The organism is Methanosarcina barkeri 3, from assembly GCF_000970305.1.
Lineage (GTDB): Archaea > Halobacteriota > Methanosarcinia > Methanosarcinales > Methanosarcinaceae > Methanosarcina > Methanosarcina barkeri_A.
Window position 1 is genome coordinate 340,975 of the sequence record NZ_CP009517.1, and the last position, 17,325, is coordinate 358,299.

Below are 17,325 nucleotides of genomic sequence, written 5' to 3' on the forward strand. Positions count from 1 at the left end.
ATAACTGATAGTAAGAAAAAGGAATAAGAAAAATTAGCGAGAAAAAGGAGTAAGAAAAAAGTCTCGAAACTAAATTGTTTAAGGATAAAACATCTCTAAACTCGTTTCGATTTGATATATTCACGCTCATACCTTCCCCCACTTTCTTCTGCGTTTCTTTTTACTTCTTGACGTGCAAATCAGAATGAGCTTGATCAAGATACTTTCGTCGTCAGATGATAGCAGTTTCTTAAGTCTTCCAAGCTTATTGCGAACTTGAAGAAGCTGACCAGTTTCAGCATATTTATAAGTCTGCTGAACCCGATGAGTTGGAGTTCCCTGAATCTCAGCTATAGTCGTGGTAGATTCACCTTTACTTTTTAGCAATTCTCTAACGGACCTTTTTCCTATTAAATTTCAGAGTGAATAAGGGAAATAACATAGTTACCGCGAAATTATTTTGGGATATCATAACAGAATCCAACCTTTTATAGCTTATTATGACTACAACCCACTTTCCGCAGGAAAATTTCGCATTTTCATAATTATTACTGCTGTCAATTTTCCATTTGACATAATTTTGATTGCACTTTTGGGCATGAGTTAAAGATGAATATAGGTTCATTTAGAAACTAAAAAACGATAGCAATCAATTTCCAACGAGTTCCATTAAAATTTCAGATTATTTTAGCGTGTTTCAAAAAAGCTATCAGGAAAAATGTTAATTTTCGAAAAATACTGCGGAAAGTGGGCTATAAGACATAATTGTTACCATAAGTAATTAAAATGAATGACATTCATTTCCCGGTGATGGAATTGTCAATAAAGGAAATTAAGGAAAAGGAAAAAGAGCGGAAGCGCCCACGAGTTAAAAGAAGTGCTACAGGTCCCGGTGGCTGTCGGAGGAGCAGACGCGAAGTACCTTATCGAGGGGAGGAATGCACCCTTAGTACTCTGTTCATCCGAGGGCCACGAGTTACTTCGCATGATCCGGGCACAGGGTCATAAAAACGATGTACTGCCGCTACCGGTCCAGCCCGATATCCTCATAGAGAGCGATACTGACCTTTCGAAGTGCGGCGTGGACGCTGAAGCGCTCCTTACGCCGGGCCGCACATCCGGCTGCTATCTGTCGCGATAAAGGGCAGTGACTGCGTTATCGGAGACCTGCTGATCGGCATGCCGCCGTCGAACATGCCTGAACTCCCAGTGCTTGCCGAAGACATAGACGCAGTAGTGGCGAGCCTGAAAAAATGCTGAGTTATGATTCCGCTTGGCTGTGTCCAGCCCATGGTCATAGGATCGAGACTGCAGAGGCGCGGAAAAAGTTCGCAAATATTATCAGGTGACTTTCACTGACGATAATCTTAAAGGGGTTTTATCAGGCCCACGGAGAAAAAGGTCCCGTCAAGACAGTACGATTAACTCAAACATCCCGGAAAAGACTTTGATGTAGAAACAGAGTTTTATGACAAAAGATTCCAAAAAGTCCGCGAAATTCAAAGAGAGGTCGAGAGAATTGTACCTTTTGAACCTCCAGCCAGATCGGATAGAAAAAACACAATCCAGTTTTTCTATTAAATTCCGCCCTACTGAGAAGGACTACAATTAAGCCTGTCCGGACTTTTTCAGCTTTAGCATGACTTATTAAGATAAAACAGAAACTTTATATTGTTTGACTTCCATTCTTATAATGACCGATAGTCATATATTGGCTATCAGTCATATTGGTGAAGATAAATGGCAACTGCTGACAGAAAGGAAAGGGAAAAGGAGCAAAGGAGAAATGCAATAATCAATGCCGCTGAGAAATTATTTTTCTCCAGGGGCTTCGATAGCGTCTCCATGGAAGAGATAGCAAAAGAGGTGGAGCTTGGTAAAGGTACGCTTTATCTTTACTTTAAGAGCAAGGACTCGCTGTTTTTTGCTATTATCTCTAGGAGGTGGGAGGAGTTTGGTGAAGCTATGATAGAAAAGATGAACCACGGGAAAAACGGCTTTGAAAAAATTCAGATAATGATCAAGTGGTTTATTGAATATTCACAGAAGAATCCAGAATATAACGACATGGCTACCACGTTTGGACCCCAGCTCTTCCAGAGAATTGATCCCGAAGATGCGCGAATGATGATGGAACTCTCCATGAAATACATGCCTCTTGTGCACTATGCTATCAGAGAAGGAATTAAGGATGGATCTATCAGAAACGACCTTGATCCCGCACTGCTTGGAATGTATATCCAGATGATTACGTTTAACGTTGTCTCCCCGGATCCCTCTATTAAGAATAGTTTTGCAGCACAGGGAATAAGCTACGACACATATGTAGAGATGTTGCCAAAATTCCTCTGTCCGTCAATTGCACGGTTACCGGAGAAAGAGTGTAATAATAAGGACGAAATTTTTCAGCGATAAACACTAAACCGCCAAGCACGGAACCAGAAAAATTTTATGATGCGACTATTGGAAACAATCAGAATAGCGGGTGCTATCAATAAAAACTAAGCTAGGTTTTATTCAATGACGGACGGTTTTACAATGTCCATAGCTAACCGAGACCGAATACGAACAATTCAGTTAGAAGGAAGATGTCTACACAAGATAAAAACATCAGCTCATTTTTCTGGACATTGAATATTCTCTAAAAAGCGTATAATTCGAAGATATTGAAAGTGATGTAATGACATCGGATGAACGTGAATATAAGAGTGCAGGAATTCCGGGATGTATACGCCAGATGACCAATCTTGAGCGTATTTTCCTATTTACTCCTGGATGTAATGTATCGATTGCTGCACGGATTACCGGAAACGTATCGGAACAAGAATTGCTCCGTGCATTGGACACAGTTCGCCGTATGCACCCATTGGTCGGAGCAAAGATAGTATTTGATGACCGACATGATGCCTGGTTTTCGAATGATAACGTCTCTGCTCTTCCATTAAGGGTTATAAAACGAATTTCGGATACCCAATGGTTTGAAGAGATTCAATATGAACATAAGATCCCGTTTGAGCTGGAAAAAGGTCCATTAATTCGGTTCATATTGTTGCATTCCCCTGAAATATCAGAGCTTATAGTCATGTGCAATCACAGTATTTGCGATGGGATGGCACTGGCAAATCTGATCCGCGATATTTTGGTCAGTTACGCTGATCCAGGACACAAGTTTATTGTACTCAATCCCCCGGATATTATGAAATTACTTCCAAGAAGAAATAGTCTTTCTCCCCGTGCGATTCTTACCTCATTATTTATATATAATTCCAACAGGAAATGGGAAAAGAGCCCACATTACTTTTTCCAGGCTGATTATGATGCGATCACCAGGGCTTACTGGGAAAAAAAACAGTGTGGTGCTGTATTAATTGAGCTTGATCCCCAGGAATCCCAGATCTTTTCCGAAAAATGCAGGAATGAGGGGGTTACGGTCGGATCAGCACTGACTACGGCATGCATCGCAGCACATGAGGATATATCAGGTCCGTTTACTAAAAATTTCAAACTTGTGTCTGTTCCCTTTGATCTGAGAAGGCATGCAACTACACCGGTTGACGACGTATTCTGTCTCTGTGTTGGTGCTCCACGCTTCCCCTTTACTTATGATGCGAAAAAATCCTTCTGGAAGAATGCTGCTGTTTTGCATAAAGAGATACACAAACGTGTGGAAAAACTGGACTCTACTGGTCTGGAGGTTCCGAACTTTGAGCCGTCTTTCATCGATGCTTTTGCCGGTTTTGGGCCATTTTTTAAAGTCATTCCTGAAGCATATTCCCGAACAGACAGCCTGTTACGGTTTGCCCAGGATAAGAAAAATGTGGCTTTTTCGTTTACACGCAATTATAAGAACATGACTCCTGGGACTATTCCTTCAAATTTAGGAAGACTCAAACTTCAAACGACATACGGAAATCTTCAGATTGATCGCATGGTCTTTTTGCCAGCAGTCAGTGAGGCAGTCCCATTGATCCTTGGAGGGATTAGTGCCGGCGGGAGGATTGTATTTTCTCTCACCTTTGCCGAGACAATACAAAACGATGGCTTTGGCCGGGAGCAGGAAATGGTCCGGATACGGGACAGGGCGCTTGAGTATATGGGTTTTTCGGAAAAAGTAAGTGAGAAAGCTATCCAGTGATATTGCTCAGGAGATCTTTTTCTGCCTCCAGTCTCTCTTTGTTCGAAAGATCCTGGCATTATGAAGGTAAAATACGAAAATACCGGGACAACAAAAATCAGGCATGGAACCTTCACGCCAAGCGAAATTTGTGCAAAGATCAGCAAGCTTCACAGCTTCAAATTTGATGAGCTCAGGAAGTGAGAATCAGTAAGTGAGAATTAGTAAACTACCGATATTGCCGATTGTCTGGTGCTCCCGACGCGAGAGCGGTCAAATCCAGAAAAAGCTGGCCATGAGTGATATCGGGTACTATGCATCTTCAGTGAATGTATTATCTGCGAAAATAAAACCAGCGCCCGGGAAAATAAAACCAGTGGCCAAACAAAAATCAATAAATATATATAGTTACCTGATAGCAACATTTTGTCATCGGAGGACTTAAATGACATTTGGAATAGAATTCGTACCAAGCGACCCTGTCCTTAAGATCGCACACTATGCCAGGCTTGCTGAAGAGCAGGGATTCGACAATGTATGGATCACAGATCACTATGATAACCGTGATGTGTATTCTACTCTTACCGTACTTGCAATGAACACAAACAGCATAAAACTTGGTACGGGTGTCACCAATCCTTACACAAGGAACATAGCAGTAACCGCATCAAGCATAGCCTCTATCAATGAAATCTCAGGTGGACGTGCTATCCTGGGCCTTGGCCCCGGGGACAAAGCGAAATTTGACGCAATGGGTATCTCATGGGATAAGCCCCTGACCACTACAAAAGAAAGCATTCAGGCGCTCCGGTCTTTCTTCGAAGGTAAAAAGGTGAACATGAATGGCGAGGTTGTTAAGTTCAGCAGTGCAAAGATGGCATTCAATGCAGGCCATGTACCTATTTATATGGGTGCACAGGGCCCCAGGATGCTGGAACTTGCCGGAGAAGTGGCTGACGGAGTATTAATCAATGCTTCTCACCCCAGGGATTTCGAAGAGGCTGTAAAGTATATAGCTACAGGTGCAAAAAAAGCTGGTCGCAATCCCAGGGATATAGATGTTACAGCCTATACGTGTTTTTCCATTGACAGGGATGCAGCAAAAGCCGTAAATGCCACAAAGATTGTTGTTGCCTTCATAGTTGCTGGCTCTCCTGACATGGTTCTTCAGCGCCACGATATTGACGTGACCTCAAAGATAGCCATCGGAGAAGCTATTTCAAAAGGAGACTTTGGAGCCCTGATGGGCGGTATGGTTACCAGGGAGATGATCGATGCATTTTCCATAAGTGGCACACCTGAAGACTGCAAGGCAAGGATCAATGAACTCCTGGATATAGGTGTCACACAGGTCGTTGCAGGCTCTCCGATAGGTCCGGACAAGGAGAAAGCAATAAAACTCATTGGCAAGGAAATTATCGCATAGTCGGAGAACTCGGATGGTTCATTCAGGAATCTGGCGACCCGTAACGAATAAGCTAATGCCCTTATAAATAATTCACATACTCGCATCCGCGTCTATTTTCCTGGTTGTGTACTTGTATTTGAAGGATCCTGGCAGCACAGCGAGAGGTACCCAAAAAGCTGAAATCTGAGGTTTAAAAATACCAGTAGTGAAAGTCAACGCTATAAACATGTATTACGAGATTCACGGCGAAGGTGAGCCGCTTGTGGTGGTCTGGGGAATCAGTGGAGAGATCTCTCCACTTGTTGATTACCTGGATGCTGAAATGAGTAAAAAATACAAAATTGTCTTCTTCGACAGCCGTGGTACAGGCAGGACTGATAATTGTAATACCCGGAAAGAGTCAGGAGCCTGATATTGAACTTAGCTGCTGCCAGGTCGCCTGATAAGGATGACCCGCAAGCTGCTCTGTCATTTGATATGTTGCAGACAATGATTACACAGCCGGGCTTCCTGGAAGCAATGGGCAAATACCCGCCGAGCATCGAATCATTCAGAGGCAGTTCGATGCGCTCAAAGAGTTTGACGGTATAGATTTGCTGGGTAAAATTACCGCACCCACGCTCATAGTGAACGGGACGAAAGATAATTCCACACCGATCAAATGTGCCGAAGAACTTTCCGAAGGGATATCAGATTCCAGACTGGTCCTTGTTAAAGAAGACCATTTATTCATAAGGACAAAACCGGACCTGCTGGTTATGCCCATTCTCGAATTTTTGTATGAAGTCAATTTGGTGGAAGTCGACGCAAAAGCAGAGGAGAAAACTTCATGGCCGACTGCCTGATTAAAGTTCTCTTTTTGCGATATTTTTCTGTTATCGCTCCATTATCATGTTCAATTTTTCCTGACAATAGAGCTTTACACAGTTTTACTGTCTACTAGCCAGATTGTCAAAAAACCGATTAGGCTGTACACATGCAGAGTACCTTATACTTTTAAAACTCCTGTAACCCAATTTGCAACACGTTGTAAATCACTCTCATTCGGTCGTCCTGTAATATCTCCCATGCGCCCTTCTGTATTAAAGCGCATATAGCGTTCATTTTTGCTGTTAAATTGGCCTTCAATTAGCCATTCTGCTATTACCTCAATACCAAGGTGATCAAGTAATTGCCCTAAGAATTTGGGCGTAAATATAGCTTCATTTACACCTGTATGGGGACCGCCAAAGGTACAATAGGTTACAGCTCTTTTTTTATCAATTCTTGGAGAGTAACTCTTAACATCACCTCTATCAACATGTTTGTTCAGCATAGCCCTGCAAAAATCAATCATTATTTGGGGGGGTAGCCAAGTGTATACACCCGATCCAATAAAAATGAAATCAAAATCAAGCAAATCAAATTCATTTGGATCACTGTCTTTAGTTACCTCTATGGTAGTGACCTCCATCATACCCAGTGACTTAGCTGTTTTTTCGATCTGTAACGCAATTTTTTTAGTATTACCAGTCATTGAACAATACAGATTTAAAATCTTCATCATTTTACACTCCTTTCAAAAAATAAAGTTTTCCAAGAAATTTTGTGCTATCACGCTTTCTCTCGCTTCATACTCTTTTATTCCACTGACTGCGTAATCTTCAGGTATTCTTCCGAAATGTCGGGATTGGGATCGGTAAGCAGTTTCTTAAACATAGTTTTCATTATCTCAATGTGTTGATCTGAAACTGCATCGGTACCCATAACCACTTCCACATCAGGATATGCCACATTAATTGCACTTTTGTATTTGTTCACGAACGGGCACATCTTCGCCATGCAGCTGGATAAATGTATTTTCTCTGCTTTGCTGATCTCAACAAGCGGCTTGATCTTTTTTATGATTTTTTCCGGAGCGAGCAAGGTAGGGCAACCAGCGCACGTGCTGAAACCTACGAGACGAGCCTCCGTATCATCCTTGTATCGTTCAAATGAGCCCGTCTTCTCATTGAATGATCTGAAGCAGCCTGCTGCCGGACAACTGAGTTCATTCTTTACATTATCACAACACAGAATTGCGACTTTTACCATACGTTTCCCTCTTTTTTGATCCGAAATCGATAGTATATAAACGAGAAGATTCCTTAACCGATGACCAATGGTAAGTTTTTATATTTGTTTCGCTTGGAAAACTAATGTGGTACCAGCATTGTTTGGTATAAACGCTTTAGGCATTGCTTGGGCAATTTGATGGATGGCAGACCAACCAGTGCAGTGGCCAGGCATCAAAAAGGTCGGACTAATTTTTTGCAACTCAGCAATTGTAGCAGGAATTATCTTTTCAAATATCCCACCCGTTAAGTGGAAACCGCCTAATACAGCGCAAATTTGCTGGTTATTAGTCAGAGCTTGAGCATAGCGGATAGTATTGACAATTCCAGAGTGACAACAACCTGTAATTACAACCAATCCCTGTCCCCGAACACTTACAATAACACACTGATCATCTTTTATTACCGGATCATTTTCCCATTGGTCATTACGTTTTGTATAGTGGATAGGGAATCCTGTTTCAAAATCCGTAGTTCGAGCAATTTCACCGGAAACGAGAACCATGTTATCAACCAGAAGGGTTGGATCGCTTTTTTCAATAAAAGCAACTTTTTTCTGTTGACAAGTAGTCAACTTTGGCGGCGAGAGATCCAATTCATACCTATTTGGCATTATGATCTTTCTGTCTAAAAGAGCATCTGGATGATAAACAAGAGGTATTTGATGTGATCCTAATTTCTCAATTAGACCAGGTAACCCCATAGTATGATCAGCATGACCATGACTGAGTATAATTGCTTGCATATCATCTGGGTTAATTCCTAAGGCAGCCATGTTATGCAAGATTCCTCCGGGGCTAATACCTGTATCCAATAATACTACTCCCTGTCTATTTCCGCGTTTAACCTGGATCAACGCTGAAAAACCATGCTCTGCAACAAGTGTTGAAAAACCGTCTTCTGCTACAAGTGGACAATTAGGACTTGAACTAAACCTGTGAACAATTTCATTACCTGTCATAAATACGTCGATTGTATTGTCCACGATTATTGTTACTTTTACTTCATCAACCTCTAATAATGAACTTCCTATCATAGAGTGTATTCACCTCTCTTTGGTTTTGCAAATAGTCATAAATTATTCCCTCGCATATATCCATAATAATATTATGAACAGTAGCAATTTGTATTAGATCACGCAAATACACCTCCATTGTTTATAAGGTTATAAGCATAATCTTATAAACAACGCTATAATATTTACTAATACTTGAACACTTACAATTAAGGCATTATATCCGTTTATTGATGTTTGTTATTATAAGGACATTTGTCACAAAAGAAATTACATGTGCATTTCTCAAAGGCTTTCTTAAATAGCTCATCTATGTCCTTTTTATACTCAGCCAATACATTAGCATTAATTGTGTAGAAGACTCTAAAACCTCTTCGGTTTTCTTCAAGAATCCCAACATTTTTTAGAACCTTTATATGTTGTGATGTTGCAGGTTGAGAGATACCAAGCTGTTGAGCTATATCGGAAACGCAAAAGACTTCATCCTTATTTGAAGCAAGTATTTTTATTATTTTTAGTCTTTTCTCATCACCTAGGGATTTGAGAACTTCGGCCATATTTTTTATATGATCTTTCATTATCTACCTCATACTTATAAGTGTATAAGTATTATCTTATACAATTTCTCAGGTACTATAAGTAACTTCCTCTTTTTCCCTATTTTGGCAAATAAGAGTGCTTGGGTGCTAAAGTATATTCACAAACCCGAATTTTCGATCTATCCTTTAATCTAACGAATTTTCCGCTGAATAATTTACTTATTTTTGAATCCAAACACTAGAGATTTAATTATACTAAGAGCTATGTGTTTTTTGTGGAATCTAAATATGTTTAAGGGACCAGGATTCTCAGGCCAACAGACTATAGTATCTTCTTGGAGAAGTTCCAAAGGACTATCGTCATGAAACTATATTCGAGGTACTTTTCTGGTATGGAATACTATACATAGAGCTGCAAAGGTTCTATCATAAGTATTAACCGTTTAAAGTCGGAAAAAATATCCGGAATTTTAAGGTACAGAAGGGAGAGACTCTTGGATTCGGCATTAAAAAGGAGATGGTCGAAGCTTTTCTTTCATAAAGGAGTTTTTCCATAGTTTTGAAAGTTACTGATGAATAGTGAAAAATATATTTCATAAAACAGACAAAGAGGAGTATGCAGCCTTTACTCTTTTGTCCATGCAGTGATCGAATGAGTGAAGTTTCACAGGCAGAGAAATAAAGAAAAGTAAATAAATATTGCTGGTTACATATCTGCCTTAGCAGGGGCTGGTTAATATATTTGCCCTTAACAGGATTTGACATAATGACTCACATTATCGTTGATCAGGACCGCTGCACAGGATGCGGCATTTGTGTAAAGATGTGCTCTTCAGGTATTATTAGTCTGGCTGATGAGTCTAATTTCCCTCAGGTGCAGGACGAAAACGTTTCCCATTGTCTATACTGCGGACACTGCGAGGCTTTCTGTCCATCTCAGGCTCTTATTCTGAATCTCAGCCCTGAGGAGAAAGTTCTCCTGCCTGCCAGTGCTGGTAACATCTCTCAGGAGGATATAGCTTTTTATCTAAAGAAACGCAGGTCTATTCGGCATTTTACCAGGGAGCCTGTACCGAAGGAGAAAATCCTTGAGGTTCTCGATATTGTCCGCTATGCTGCGTCTGGAGGCAACGGTCAGCCGGTAGAGTGGCTTGTTATCTACGACTCTAAAAAAGTCAGAAAGATTGCCGAGCTCACTATGGAATGGATGAAAACTCTACTGAATACCGACCACCCAATGAGCTTTTATGTGCCAATACTAATTTCGGCATGGGAGCAGGGAATCGATGTTATATGCCGCGGCGCTCCGCACCTGCTTTTTGCCCATATTCCTGAAGATAATCAGATTGCATCCGTAGATGCTATCATCGCCCTCACCCATTTTGATCTCGCTGCACCGGCATTCGGTATCGGCACCTGCTGGGCAGGTTTTGTTGCAGCTGCTACCATGTTCTACGAACCCCTCCAGAAGGAACTTGGCCTTCCCGCAGGAAGGAAGTCCGCCTATGCAATGATGTTCGGCAACCCACAGTATAAAGTGTATGGAATTCCCCGCAGGAAGCCCCTTGAGGTTATGTGGAAGTAAGGTTGAAAGGTTTTGGAAAGTAAGGTTGAAAGGTTTTGGAAAGTAAGGTTGAAAGGTTTTGGAAAGTAAGGTTGAAAGGTTTTGGAAAGTAAGGTTGAAAGGTTTTGGAAAGTAAGGTTGAAAGGTTTTGAGGAAGCGATAAACACTATGATAAAAATTGCCGTTCTTCTGGAAAGCCTTTAAAAGAACGGCAGCGCCACTATTTTGCTGGGATCATGGCGGTCCAGACCAGAGCCTGGTCCGACTGTCCCTTTTCCATATACAGGCACTGATCTGAGTCAAGATTGCCGAAATTAAGTATCTATTTTTCAGCGTCCATCAAATCTTATAATAAGTCCTGTCTTAGATTTACACTCAAATCCAGCGTTTTCGTAAAATGGTATAACTTCTTTTCTTCCTGTGAGGAGCATAATTTTATAACAGCCTTTTTCTCTGGCTATCTCCTGTGCCTTTTTTAAAAGTCTTGTTCCAATTCCCCTTTTTCTATAATCTGGGTGCGTCACAACACTCTCGATAATGGCATAAGGACTTGCGCTTCTAGTCAGATTCTTGATAACAACCATTACGCAGGAGGATACCAGTTTTCCGTCTACGTCAACCACAAAATAGTGCTGATTCGGATCTTCCAATATTTCCTGCCATAATTTTTTGAGCTCAACGTCCTCTATTAGATCTGGATCATCCTTGTTCAGGTATTTATAGAGATCCAGTAGTTCTTTCAGTTCATGTTTTTGAATATAGCGAATAATTTCACTCATAACCAGTCCCTTTTCCTCAAGTACTCAGGAGCCTGCGGAGTTTTATGCATCATGCCATAAGACTTGCCTGAAGGGTAGTACTCGGCACCGAGCTGAATTTTTCCTGCCGTTTTTTCATCTGTCATGTGTTCAATAAACGCAAGCGTCAGATCAATGCCAGCAGAAATGCCTGCTGAGGTCCAGATATTTCCGTCTTTTACAATTCGATCCTCCACTACCTCCACATCGCCTAATTCTCGCAGCTTCTGGAGTGAAGCCCAGTGAGTAGTAGCCTGCTTGTTTGAGAGCAAGCCAGCCCTATGAAGAATGAACGTACCGGTACAGACCGACAGTACGGCTTTGCAATATTCAGCCTGCTCGGCAATAAATTGAATCAGTGATGGATTCTCCACTTCTCTCTGTGTTCCTTCCCCACCAGGTACAAGGAGAAAGTCCAGTTGAGGGCAATCCGCAAAAGTGAAGTGAGGATTTACGGACATTCCTTTGTTACATATCACGGGTCCGGGGTTTTCGGCAACCATAAAGCATTTCTCAGGCCCCTGGGCAAATTTGCTCCAGAGCGATATTATTTCCCACGGTCCTACAAGGTCAAGCTCTTCGAGCCCAGGAAAAATCAAAAATCCGAAATTCATATCATAGAGTTTGTAAATGTTTTTGTAAATATTTTTTGCTAGCATAACTGATATGGTTATACAAAGTCTACTCTGCGTTAAGGAATGGATAAGAGATTATGAATATTGATTTGTCTTATGCATGCTCAGGCAACTGACTATTTCACTTCAACTTCAAATTTTATTTCATCCTGCATCATCGTTATCTTTACTAAGTTGATTGGAATTACTTCATTTAGCTTATACTCAATATGTGTTGTATTATCTATCGTATTATCTATCGTATTATCTATCGTATTATCTATCGTATTATCTATCGTATTATCTATCGTATTATCTATCGTATTATCTATTTTATTATCTGTTAGCTTTTATACAATTGAATCGTGGAATTGTTTTAGGATGAAATAAAATTCCCTTGGATTTATTAATCCTTTTTAAAAATTCCGTTTGAGTATACTGGGATGTGTATACAGAACAGAATAGGGGGATTGATGAGGCGACTAGTAAGTATGTTGGGAATAAAGGCTATTGGTACTGTATAGTTGATAATAACCATAACCTGAAATAGATAATTTCTAGTGAATTGTGGAGATATCGCCGATTCTTACTGGAAATAAAGAACTGTCTTGAGATACAGAGTTATATAACATCCTCATAGTCCTTGTTTTTAATCTTTTAAGAATTGACAATAATAATAAATGAATTTATAGTGTCATCATCTTTTAGATAAAAAGATAAAGCATTATAAAGCTTTAAATTTCCATTGCGCTTTTTATTACATCTCTTGAAAATAAGTATGCTTATAAGTTAATTTCTCCTGTCATTTTTCACTACGGGTACTCCCAGATAAAAGTTAAAAAAAACAGGAGGATTATATGAAAAATAATAAAAAGTCTGTATGGAAAATAACAGTATCTGTTTTCACCGTGTTAATGATACTGGCTTTATTGTCGGAAGGAGCCTCTGCAAAATGTACTGTAACCATGACTCCTCTCGGTGCAGGAACTCCACCAGCAACAGCCCGAATATCCGGTGGAAATAACTATATTGATTATACGGCGGTAGCCGCTTCGAGTACTAATCCTCGACTAGTACAATTTAAGGACCTGTCAAAAGGCAAAGAGACATATATCAGATGGGACTTTGGAGATGGAACCTCTCTACAAGGAACAAAAATAACTTCATCACTAAAAAATCCGACACACACGTTTCCAAAGACTGGTTTTTATATTAGTTGCATGACTATCAGGTGTGATGGTTATAATGGACTGTTGTGGGTTCACAAAAGTATTGTTGTTAAATAGAGTTGAAAAATCAATATTTACTTGCCGTTTCGAGCTTTTAAATGGTGCTTTTATATTGAGCTGATACCAAAACTTAAAATTACTTATCTGAATCCTGTATTCTTGGTAATCAATAACATTTCAGATTATGAAAATAATTTATGAGAATAAACTTTAAAAACATATTTATTTTCAAATAAATCGGTTTTGGGAGAGCTCAACAATGAATTTTTGGTTTTGTTCAAAATTTTAGCCTCCGATGCTACGCACTAATCTTTAAGCACCTAACAGCCGACACTGCAAAGAACTTAAAACATTTTCCAAAACATATTTCATGATATATATTATTTTATTTATATTATATAACTTAATATTTTTCTAAACTTTTCTTATTATATTAAAGAATTTCAGTTTTAAAAGACATCTGTGTTCGGGTGATAATATGAAAGGATAATATCTTTTTTTTCAGCGTACAAGTCCACAAATAAGATAATTATGAAACTTATAAGTTAAAGTTGTCTTTTATTATCAGATTTGTATTGTTTTTTAATGCTAGTAAAGCAGTTTTCAGGTTTTTTGTCCCGAACCTTAGTGCAACAACTGTAACTAATTTGCGTTTCTTACTCAAAAACGTAATCATTTGTCATACTAAATATTTAATCATAGTAATCTCAACCATATAATCTCAACCATATAATCTCATCATATAATCTCAACCATATAATCTCAACCATATAATCTCAACCATATAATCTCATCCACATAATCTCATCATATAATCTCATCACATAATGCTGGACTGCTTGTTGATTAAAAACATTGAAAATTTTGTAGGTTCTGTCGGAATACAATTTATAGGAAAAGAGATATGTAGTTAAACGTATCAGACTATCTGAAAAAAAGCTTCCCATCTTTTTAAAAAGTTTGATAATTAAAAAAAAGAATTTTACTCCAAAAATGTTGGTTTTAGGCCTATTTGACTAAATAGAGAAAATTTTACCCTATTTCAGAGTGTTTTATTAAGTTTGTTAAGTCATGAGGGTGAAAAGAATGACAAAAAGACAATTCGCAATCGCTTGTACATTCTTACTCATAATAGCCCATATTTTCAGACAATGGAAACATATGCAAAAATCTCTTATTTGGAAAGGATTTCTAAGTGAATCCATGTGGGTAGAGGGTTATAAAGATCTATCGCTTTTTAGGAAATTGGCTTTTTGGGTGAATTATCCTTTCTCTTATGCTAGATTTTTATGGGATGTTGTATGGGATCGTATTGACAGATTGTGTTTTATGTATTTGAGAGCAAGATCTACTAAGTAAGGATTGGATTCCAAAAGCTTTGAAGATCTTAAAGTATAATATATTTAGAGGGTTAAAACTCCCTCGTTTCTAACGCGATGAAGAATATACCGTTTACCTATAAAAAATTTTAACTTTTGATTTTTCAGGCTCCAGAAATTGTTTCCTGCCCACGTTTTTGTTATCCGTATTAATTTGATTGGTTTTACCATCAGAGTAAACGAATGTAGACTTGTAAAACTCCTTTTTTAGTTATATCATGGAAATGTTTACAGCAAGTATAGTTTTATAAACTTTCTCTCAGATCATCAAGCCTGGTCATCGTTTAAAATAGTGTAGTCTGCCTGTATCTTTTTTCCTTGTTTAAGTGTTTTTCCTTCTGGGAGTAATTTATGATGCCTGTAAGTCTATCAATAAAACCTGTTTGTTCTTTTCTTATTTTTTTCTTAGCGAGCTCAACATCAAACCAACCTGCTCTATCGACCTCGGGATACTCATGTACTTTCCCGGAGTTTTTTGGCCACTCAAGAGTAAACGTATTACTTATGACATTTGTTATATCCAAATCTTTCTCAAGAGCCCATACATGCACTATTTTGTTTCTGGATTGATTTAACTCCCCCAGATCAATAAACCTGCCGTCAACTTCAAAACCTGTTTCTTCTTTGAGTTCTCTTTTTGCCGTGTCCAGAGGTTTTTCATTCTTTTCGGGTAGCCCTTTAGGTATTGACCACACTCCGTAGTCTTTTTTTGACCAGATTGGCCCACCTGGATGAACCAGCATTACTTCTAGCCTTTCATTTCTGGACCTGAATAAAAGAATGCCATTACTATAAACACTCACTTTTTTACTTCCTTCCAATGCTTTGATCTTCAGGTTTCATAATAAACTCATGTCATAATTATAAGCCCATTCCCATAGCTTTTCTACTGTCAGTTAAACTAAACTTGCCCTCTAAGTGTCCTGTAATTTTAAAATGTGAGAACCAACGTCTTTAGTACCAGGACTATTAATTAAAGGGGATGATCATGTTCGATTCTGTCAACTTCTGCAACTGCTTCTATTTTGTAAAGATCGTTTATTGCACTGTTCCCTCTTATTATGACATCTGGGCCTTCTTGAATATCCGTGATTACAAGTCCGTTTGCCTCAAGTTCAAGTATCACTTTTTCAAGGATTGAGTCTTTTTCCAGAAACATTCTAATATCAATACGGTCATCAGGTGCAATCTTTAATTTGTCCATTATTATAGGTTCCAACTCAGCAGAAAATTTCGACGCCATCAGTAATTCCCCCATATTCGGATTATTTTTTTCACATAAATAACTGGCTATCTTGCCTAAAGGCTTATCCGAAAAATCTGACAGCATCCTTAAAGTTAAGTAGTCTATAGAAAAATGTGCTTTGGTTTAAAAAAATATAAACATTTATGGGAACTTTATAGTTTAGAATTAAAATAATGGATCAAAAATGTTCTTCGTCAGTGTATTGATTCAAAATACTAATTTCCAGCCCAAAACTATCCAAGGAAATAAAGAATTCAATCTAATCTTTGTAAACGTGGTCTACAGGAAATTATCTGTCTCAATCTTCAGTAATTAAATTAGACTTTATAGAAACCCCCAAAATAGCTAATCTCCATTTATCTGAACTGAACTATATGATCTGATTTACAATCTGTTTTCAGCCTCTTGAAGCTGGTTTAGAAAGTTCTCTACAAAGCTTATTTTGTCTTTCTCCAATATACTGTTGTCCCAATAACTGCTGCAAGCACCCAGAAGGAGTTTATGAAAGGAATGCTTTTGGATTCCGGGGTAGAACTGGAATTTCGTTCTTGCTTACTTGCCTTTTCTGCATCTTTTGATATTCCAGTATTATTTAATATTCCAGTATCATTTAATATTTCAGTGTCGTTTAATATTTCTATATCGTTTGATATCCCAGTATCATTTGCCTTATTATCGGTTTGATTAATTGTACTCAGCAATTCATCCAGAGTAATATTTTCATCAGGTGTTACAGCTCTCCCATTGTCAGTTAATGTGTATTTTCCTCGGTGGAAATCTGTAACTATGAAGTGTTCAGGACCGATATCCTTGGTATTGGGGCTACTATCTTTACTCAGATAGAGTAAAACCTTTTCTGAAGTATTGAAGCTTGGTTCAGCGTCTGTAGTCATGTTAACATTTCCAATCTTCCCGCCAACAACTCTCACAATAAGCTCTTTAGATGACAACGGATTTTTAAGGTATTCATCAACACTTATATTGATATCGGTGTAAATGATGTCGCTAAAATTAAGTTCAGTAGCCGGTTTATCAGGTTGTTTCCCGTCTATAGTATTCCATCTGGGTGGAAGTGTTTCTTTAACAGTGCCTATCAAAATTGTGTCGGAATAATCTCTCAATTCCTCATGGTTATATGGTATGAAATCTATACATATGCCAATACCAATTGGTTCTTCACTATTGTTTTCGGGTTTGTTGCTGTTTTCTGAAGGATCGGACAGTGCAAAAGTATTTAATGTCAGCAAATAAAGGGCTCCAACTAAAAAAATTGCATATTTTATAGTATTTCTCATGGTTTTGCCTCGGTATACGGAGTTAAAACAGAGTTTTACTAAAACATTGCAAA

The 17,325-nt window shown here is 38.8% G+C and carries 18 protein-coding genes and 1 pseudogene; 9 read left to right on the top strand and 10 right to left on the bottom strand.

Annotated elements, in window-relative coordinates; all coding sequences use genetic code 11:
- Positions 1 to 195: 195 nt before the first annotated feature.
- A pseudogene (locus tag MSBR3_RS20810) lies at positions 196 to 400 on the bottom strand (IS481 family transposase); the annotation flags it as partial.
- A gap of 395 nt (positions 401 to 795) precedes the next feature.
- Between MSBR3_RS20810 and MSBR3_RS19805 the strand changes: the two are divergent.
- The 7 genes from MSBR3_RS19805 (at position 796) to MSBR3_RS01410 (ending at position 6,346) form a co-directional block, all read left to right on the top strand.
- Positions 796 to 987, top strand: a complete 192-nt coding sequence (locus MSBR3_RS19805; protein WP_155396642.1) for a hypothetical protein — start codon at positions 796 to 798, stop codon at positions 985 to 987.
- A 732-nt stretch (positions 988 to 1,719) separates the two neighbouring features.
- Positions 1,720 to 2,394 carry a TetR/AcrR family transcriptional regulator gene (locus MSBR3_RS01390; protein WP_048105919.1) on the top strand — a complete coding sequence of 225 codons (675 nt, stop codon included), beginning with the start codon at positions 1,720 to 1,722 and terminating at the stop codon, positions 2,392 to 2,394.
- A 265-nt stretch (positions 2,395 to 2,659) separates the two neighbouring features.
- Positions 2,660 to 4,114, top strand: coding sequence for a condensation domain-containing protein (locus MSBR3_RS01395; RefSeq protein WP_048105920.1), 1,455 nt, complete (start codon positions 2,660 to 2,662; stop codon positions 4,112 to 4,114).
- A 60-nt stretch (positions 4,115 to 4,174) separates the two neighbouring features.
- Complete coding sequence (locus MSBR3_RS21280; RefSeq protein WP_268989101.1) at positions 4,175 to 4,297, top strand: hypothetical protein; 123 nt, start codon at positions 4,175 to 4,177, stop codon at positions 4,295 to 4,297.
- Between the two features lie 241 nt (positions 4,298 to 4,538).
- On the top strand, positions 4,539 to 5,519 hold the full coding sequence (gene mer / locus MSBR3_RS01400) for a 5,10-methylenetetrahydromethanopterin reductase (protein ID WP_048105921.1): 981 nt from the start codon (positions 4,539 to 4,541) through the stop codon (positions 5,517 to 5,519).
- Positions 5,520 to 5,706: 187 nt separating this feature from the next.
- On the top strand, positions 5,707 to 5,913 hold the full coding sequence (locus MSBR3_RS01405; protein ID WP_048105922.1) for an alpha/beta fold hydrolase: 207 nt from the start codon (positions 5,707 to 5,709) through the stop codon (positions 5,911 to 5,913).
- 181 nt (positions 5,914 to 6,094) lie between these two features.
- Positions 6,095 to 6,346 (top strand): alpha/beta fold hydrolase, encoded by a 252-nt coding sequence (locus tag MSBR3_RS01410; RefSeq protein WP_048105924.1) that lies wholly within the window; start codon positions 6,095 to 6,097, stop codon positions 6,344 to 6,346.
- Positions 6,347 to 6,489: 143 nt separating this feature from the next.
- Here the strand turns inward: MSBR3_RS01410 and MSBR3_RS01415 are convergent, their stop codons facing one another.
- The 4 genes from MSBR3_RS01415 to MSBR3_RS01430 form a co-directional block, all read right to left on the bottom strand.
- Complete coding sequence (locus tag MSBR3_RS01415; RefSeq protein WP_052723234.1) at positions 6,490 to 7,047, bottom strand: flavodoxin family protein; 558 nt, start codon at positions 7,045 to 7,047, stop codon at positions 6,490 to 6,492.
- A gap of 74 nt (positions 7,048 to 7,121) precedes the next feature.
- Positions 7,122 to 7,574, bottom strand: a complete 453-nt coding sequence (locus MSBR3_RS01420) for a CGGC domain-containing protein (protein ID WP_048105926.1) — start codon at positions 7,572 to 7,574, stop codon at positions 7,122 to 7,124.
- Positions 7,575 to 7,652: 78 nt separating this feature from the next.
- On the bottom strand, positions 7,653 to 8,630 hold the full coding sequence (locus MSBR3_RS01425) for an MBL fold metallo-hydrolase (RefSeq protein WP_230627672.1): 978 nt from the start codon (positions 8,628 to 8,630) through the stop codon (positions 7,653 to 7,655).
- Positions 8,631 to 8,836: 206 nt separating this feature from the next.
- Positions 8,837 to 9,187 carry an ArsR/SmtB family transcription factor gene (locus MSBR3_RS01430; RefSeq protein WP_052723235.1) on the bottom strand — a complete coding sequence of 117 codons (351 nt, stop codon included), beginning with the start codon at positions 9,185 to 9,187 and terminating at the stop codon, positions 8,837 to 8,839.
- Positions 9,188 to 9,914: 727 nt separating this feature from the next.
- On the opposite strand from MSBR3_RS01430, the gene MSBR3_RS01440 reads away from it, so the two are divergent.
- Positions 9,915 to 10,733 carry a nitroreductase family protein gene (locus MSBR3_RS01440; RefSeq protein ID WP_048105932.1) on the top strand — a complete coding sequence of 273 codons (819 nt, stop codon included), beginning with the start codon at positions 9,915 to 9,917 and terminating at the stop codon, positions 10,731 to 10,733.
- 308 nt (positions 10,734 to 11,041) lie between these two features.
- Here the strand turns inward: MSBR3_RS01440 and MSBR3_RS01445 are convergent, their stop codons facing one another.
- Positions 11,042 to 11,491 carry a GNAT family N-acetyltransferase gene (locus MSBR3_RS01445; protein ID WP_048105934.1) on the bottom strand — a complete coding sequence of 150 codons (450 nt, stop codon included), beginning with the start codon at positions 11,489 to 11,491 and terminating at the stop codon, positions 11,042 to 11,044.
- On the bottom strand, positions 11,488 to 12,123 hold the full coding sequence (locus tag MSBR3_RS01450; protein WP_048109865.1) for a DJ-1/PfpI family protein: 636 nt from the start codon (positions 12,121 to 12,123) through the stop codon (positions 11,488 to 11,490). Before MSBR3_RS01450 ends, MSBR3_RS01445 begins: the two co-directional genes overlap by 4 nt.
- An 857-nt stretch (positions 12,124 to 12,980) precedes the next feature.
- Here MSBR3_RS01450 and MSBR3_RS01455 point away from each other — a divergent pair.
- On the top strand, positions 12,981 to 13,409 hold the full coding sequence (locus MSBR3_RS01455; RefSeq protein ID WP_048105936.1) for a PKD domain-containing protein: 429 nt from the start codon (positions 12,981 to 12,983) through the stop codon (positions 13,407 to 13,409).
- Between the two features lie 1,606 nt (positions 13,410 to 15,015).
- Here MSBR3_RS01455 and MSBR3_RS01465 read toward each other — a convergent pair.
- The 3 genes from MSBR3_RS01465 to MSBR3_RS01475 all read right to left on the bottom strand — a co-directional run bounded on the left by MSBR3_RS01465 (position 15,016) and on the right by MSBR3_RS01475 (position 17,272).
- A complete protein-coding gene (locus MSBR3_RS01465; protein WP_230627674.1) occupies positions 15,016 to 15,552 on the bottom strand; it encodes an NUDIX hydrolase in 537 nt (178 codons plus the stop codon).
- Positions 15,553 to 15,704: 152 nt separating this feature from the next.
- Positions 15,705 to 15,974, bottom strand: coding sequence for a hypothetical protein (locus tag MSBR3_RS01470; RefSeq protein WP_048105940.1), 270 nt, complete (start codon positions 15,972 to 15,974; stop codon positions 15,705 to 15,707).
- Between the two features lie 440 nt (positions 15,975 to 16,414).
- Positions 16,415 to 17,272, bottom strand: a complete 858-nt coding sequence (locus tag MSBR3_RS01475; RefSeq protein WP_196296987.1) for a hypothetical protein — start codon at positions 17,270 to 17,272, stop codon at positions 16,415 to 16,417.
- Positions 17,273 to 17,325: the final 53 nt, after the last annotated feature.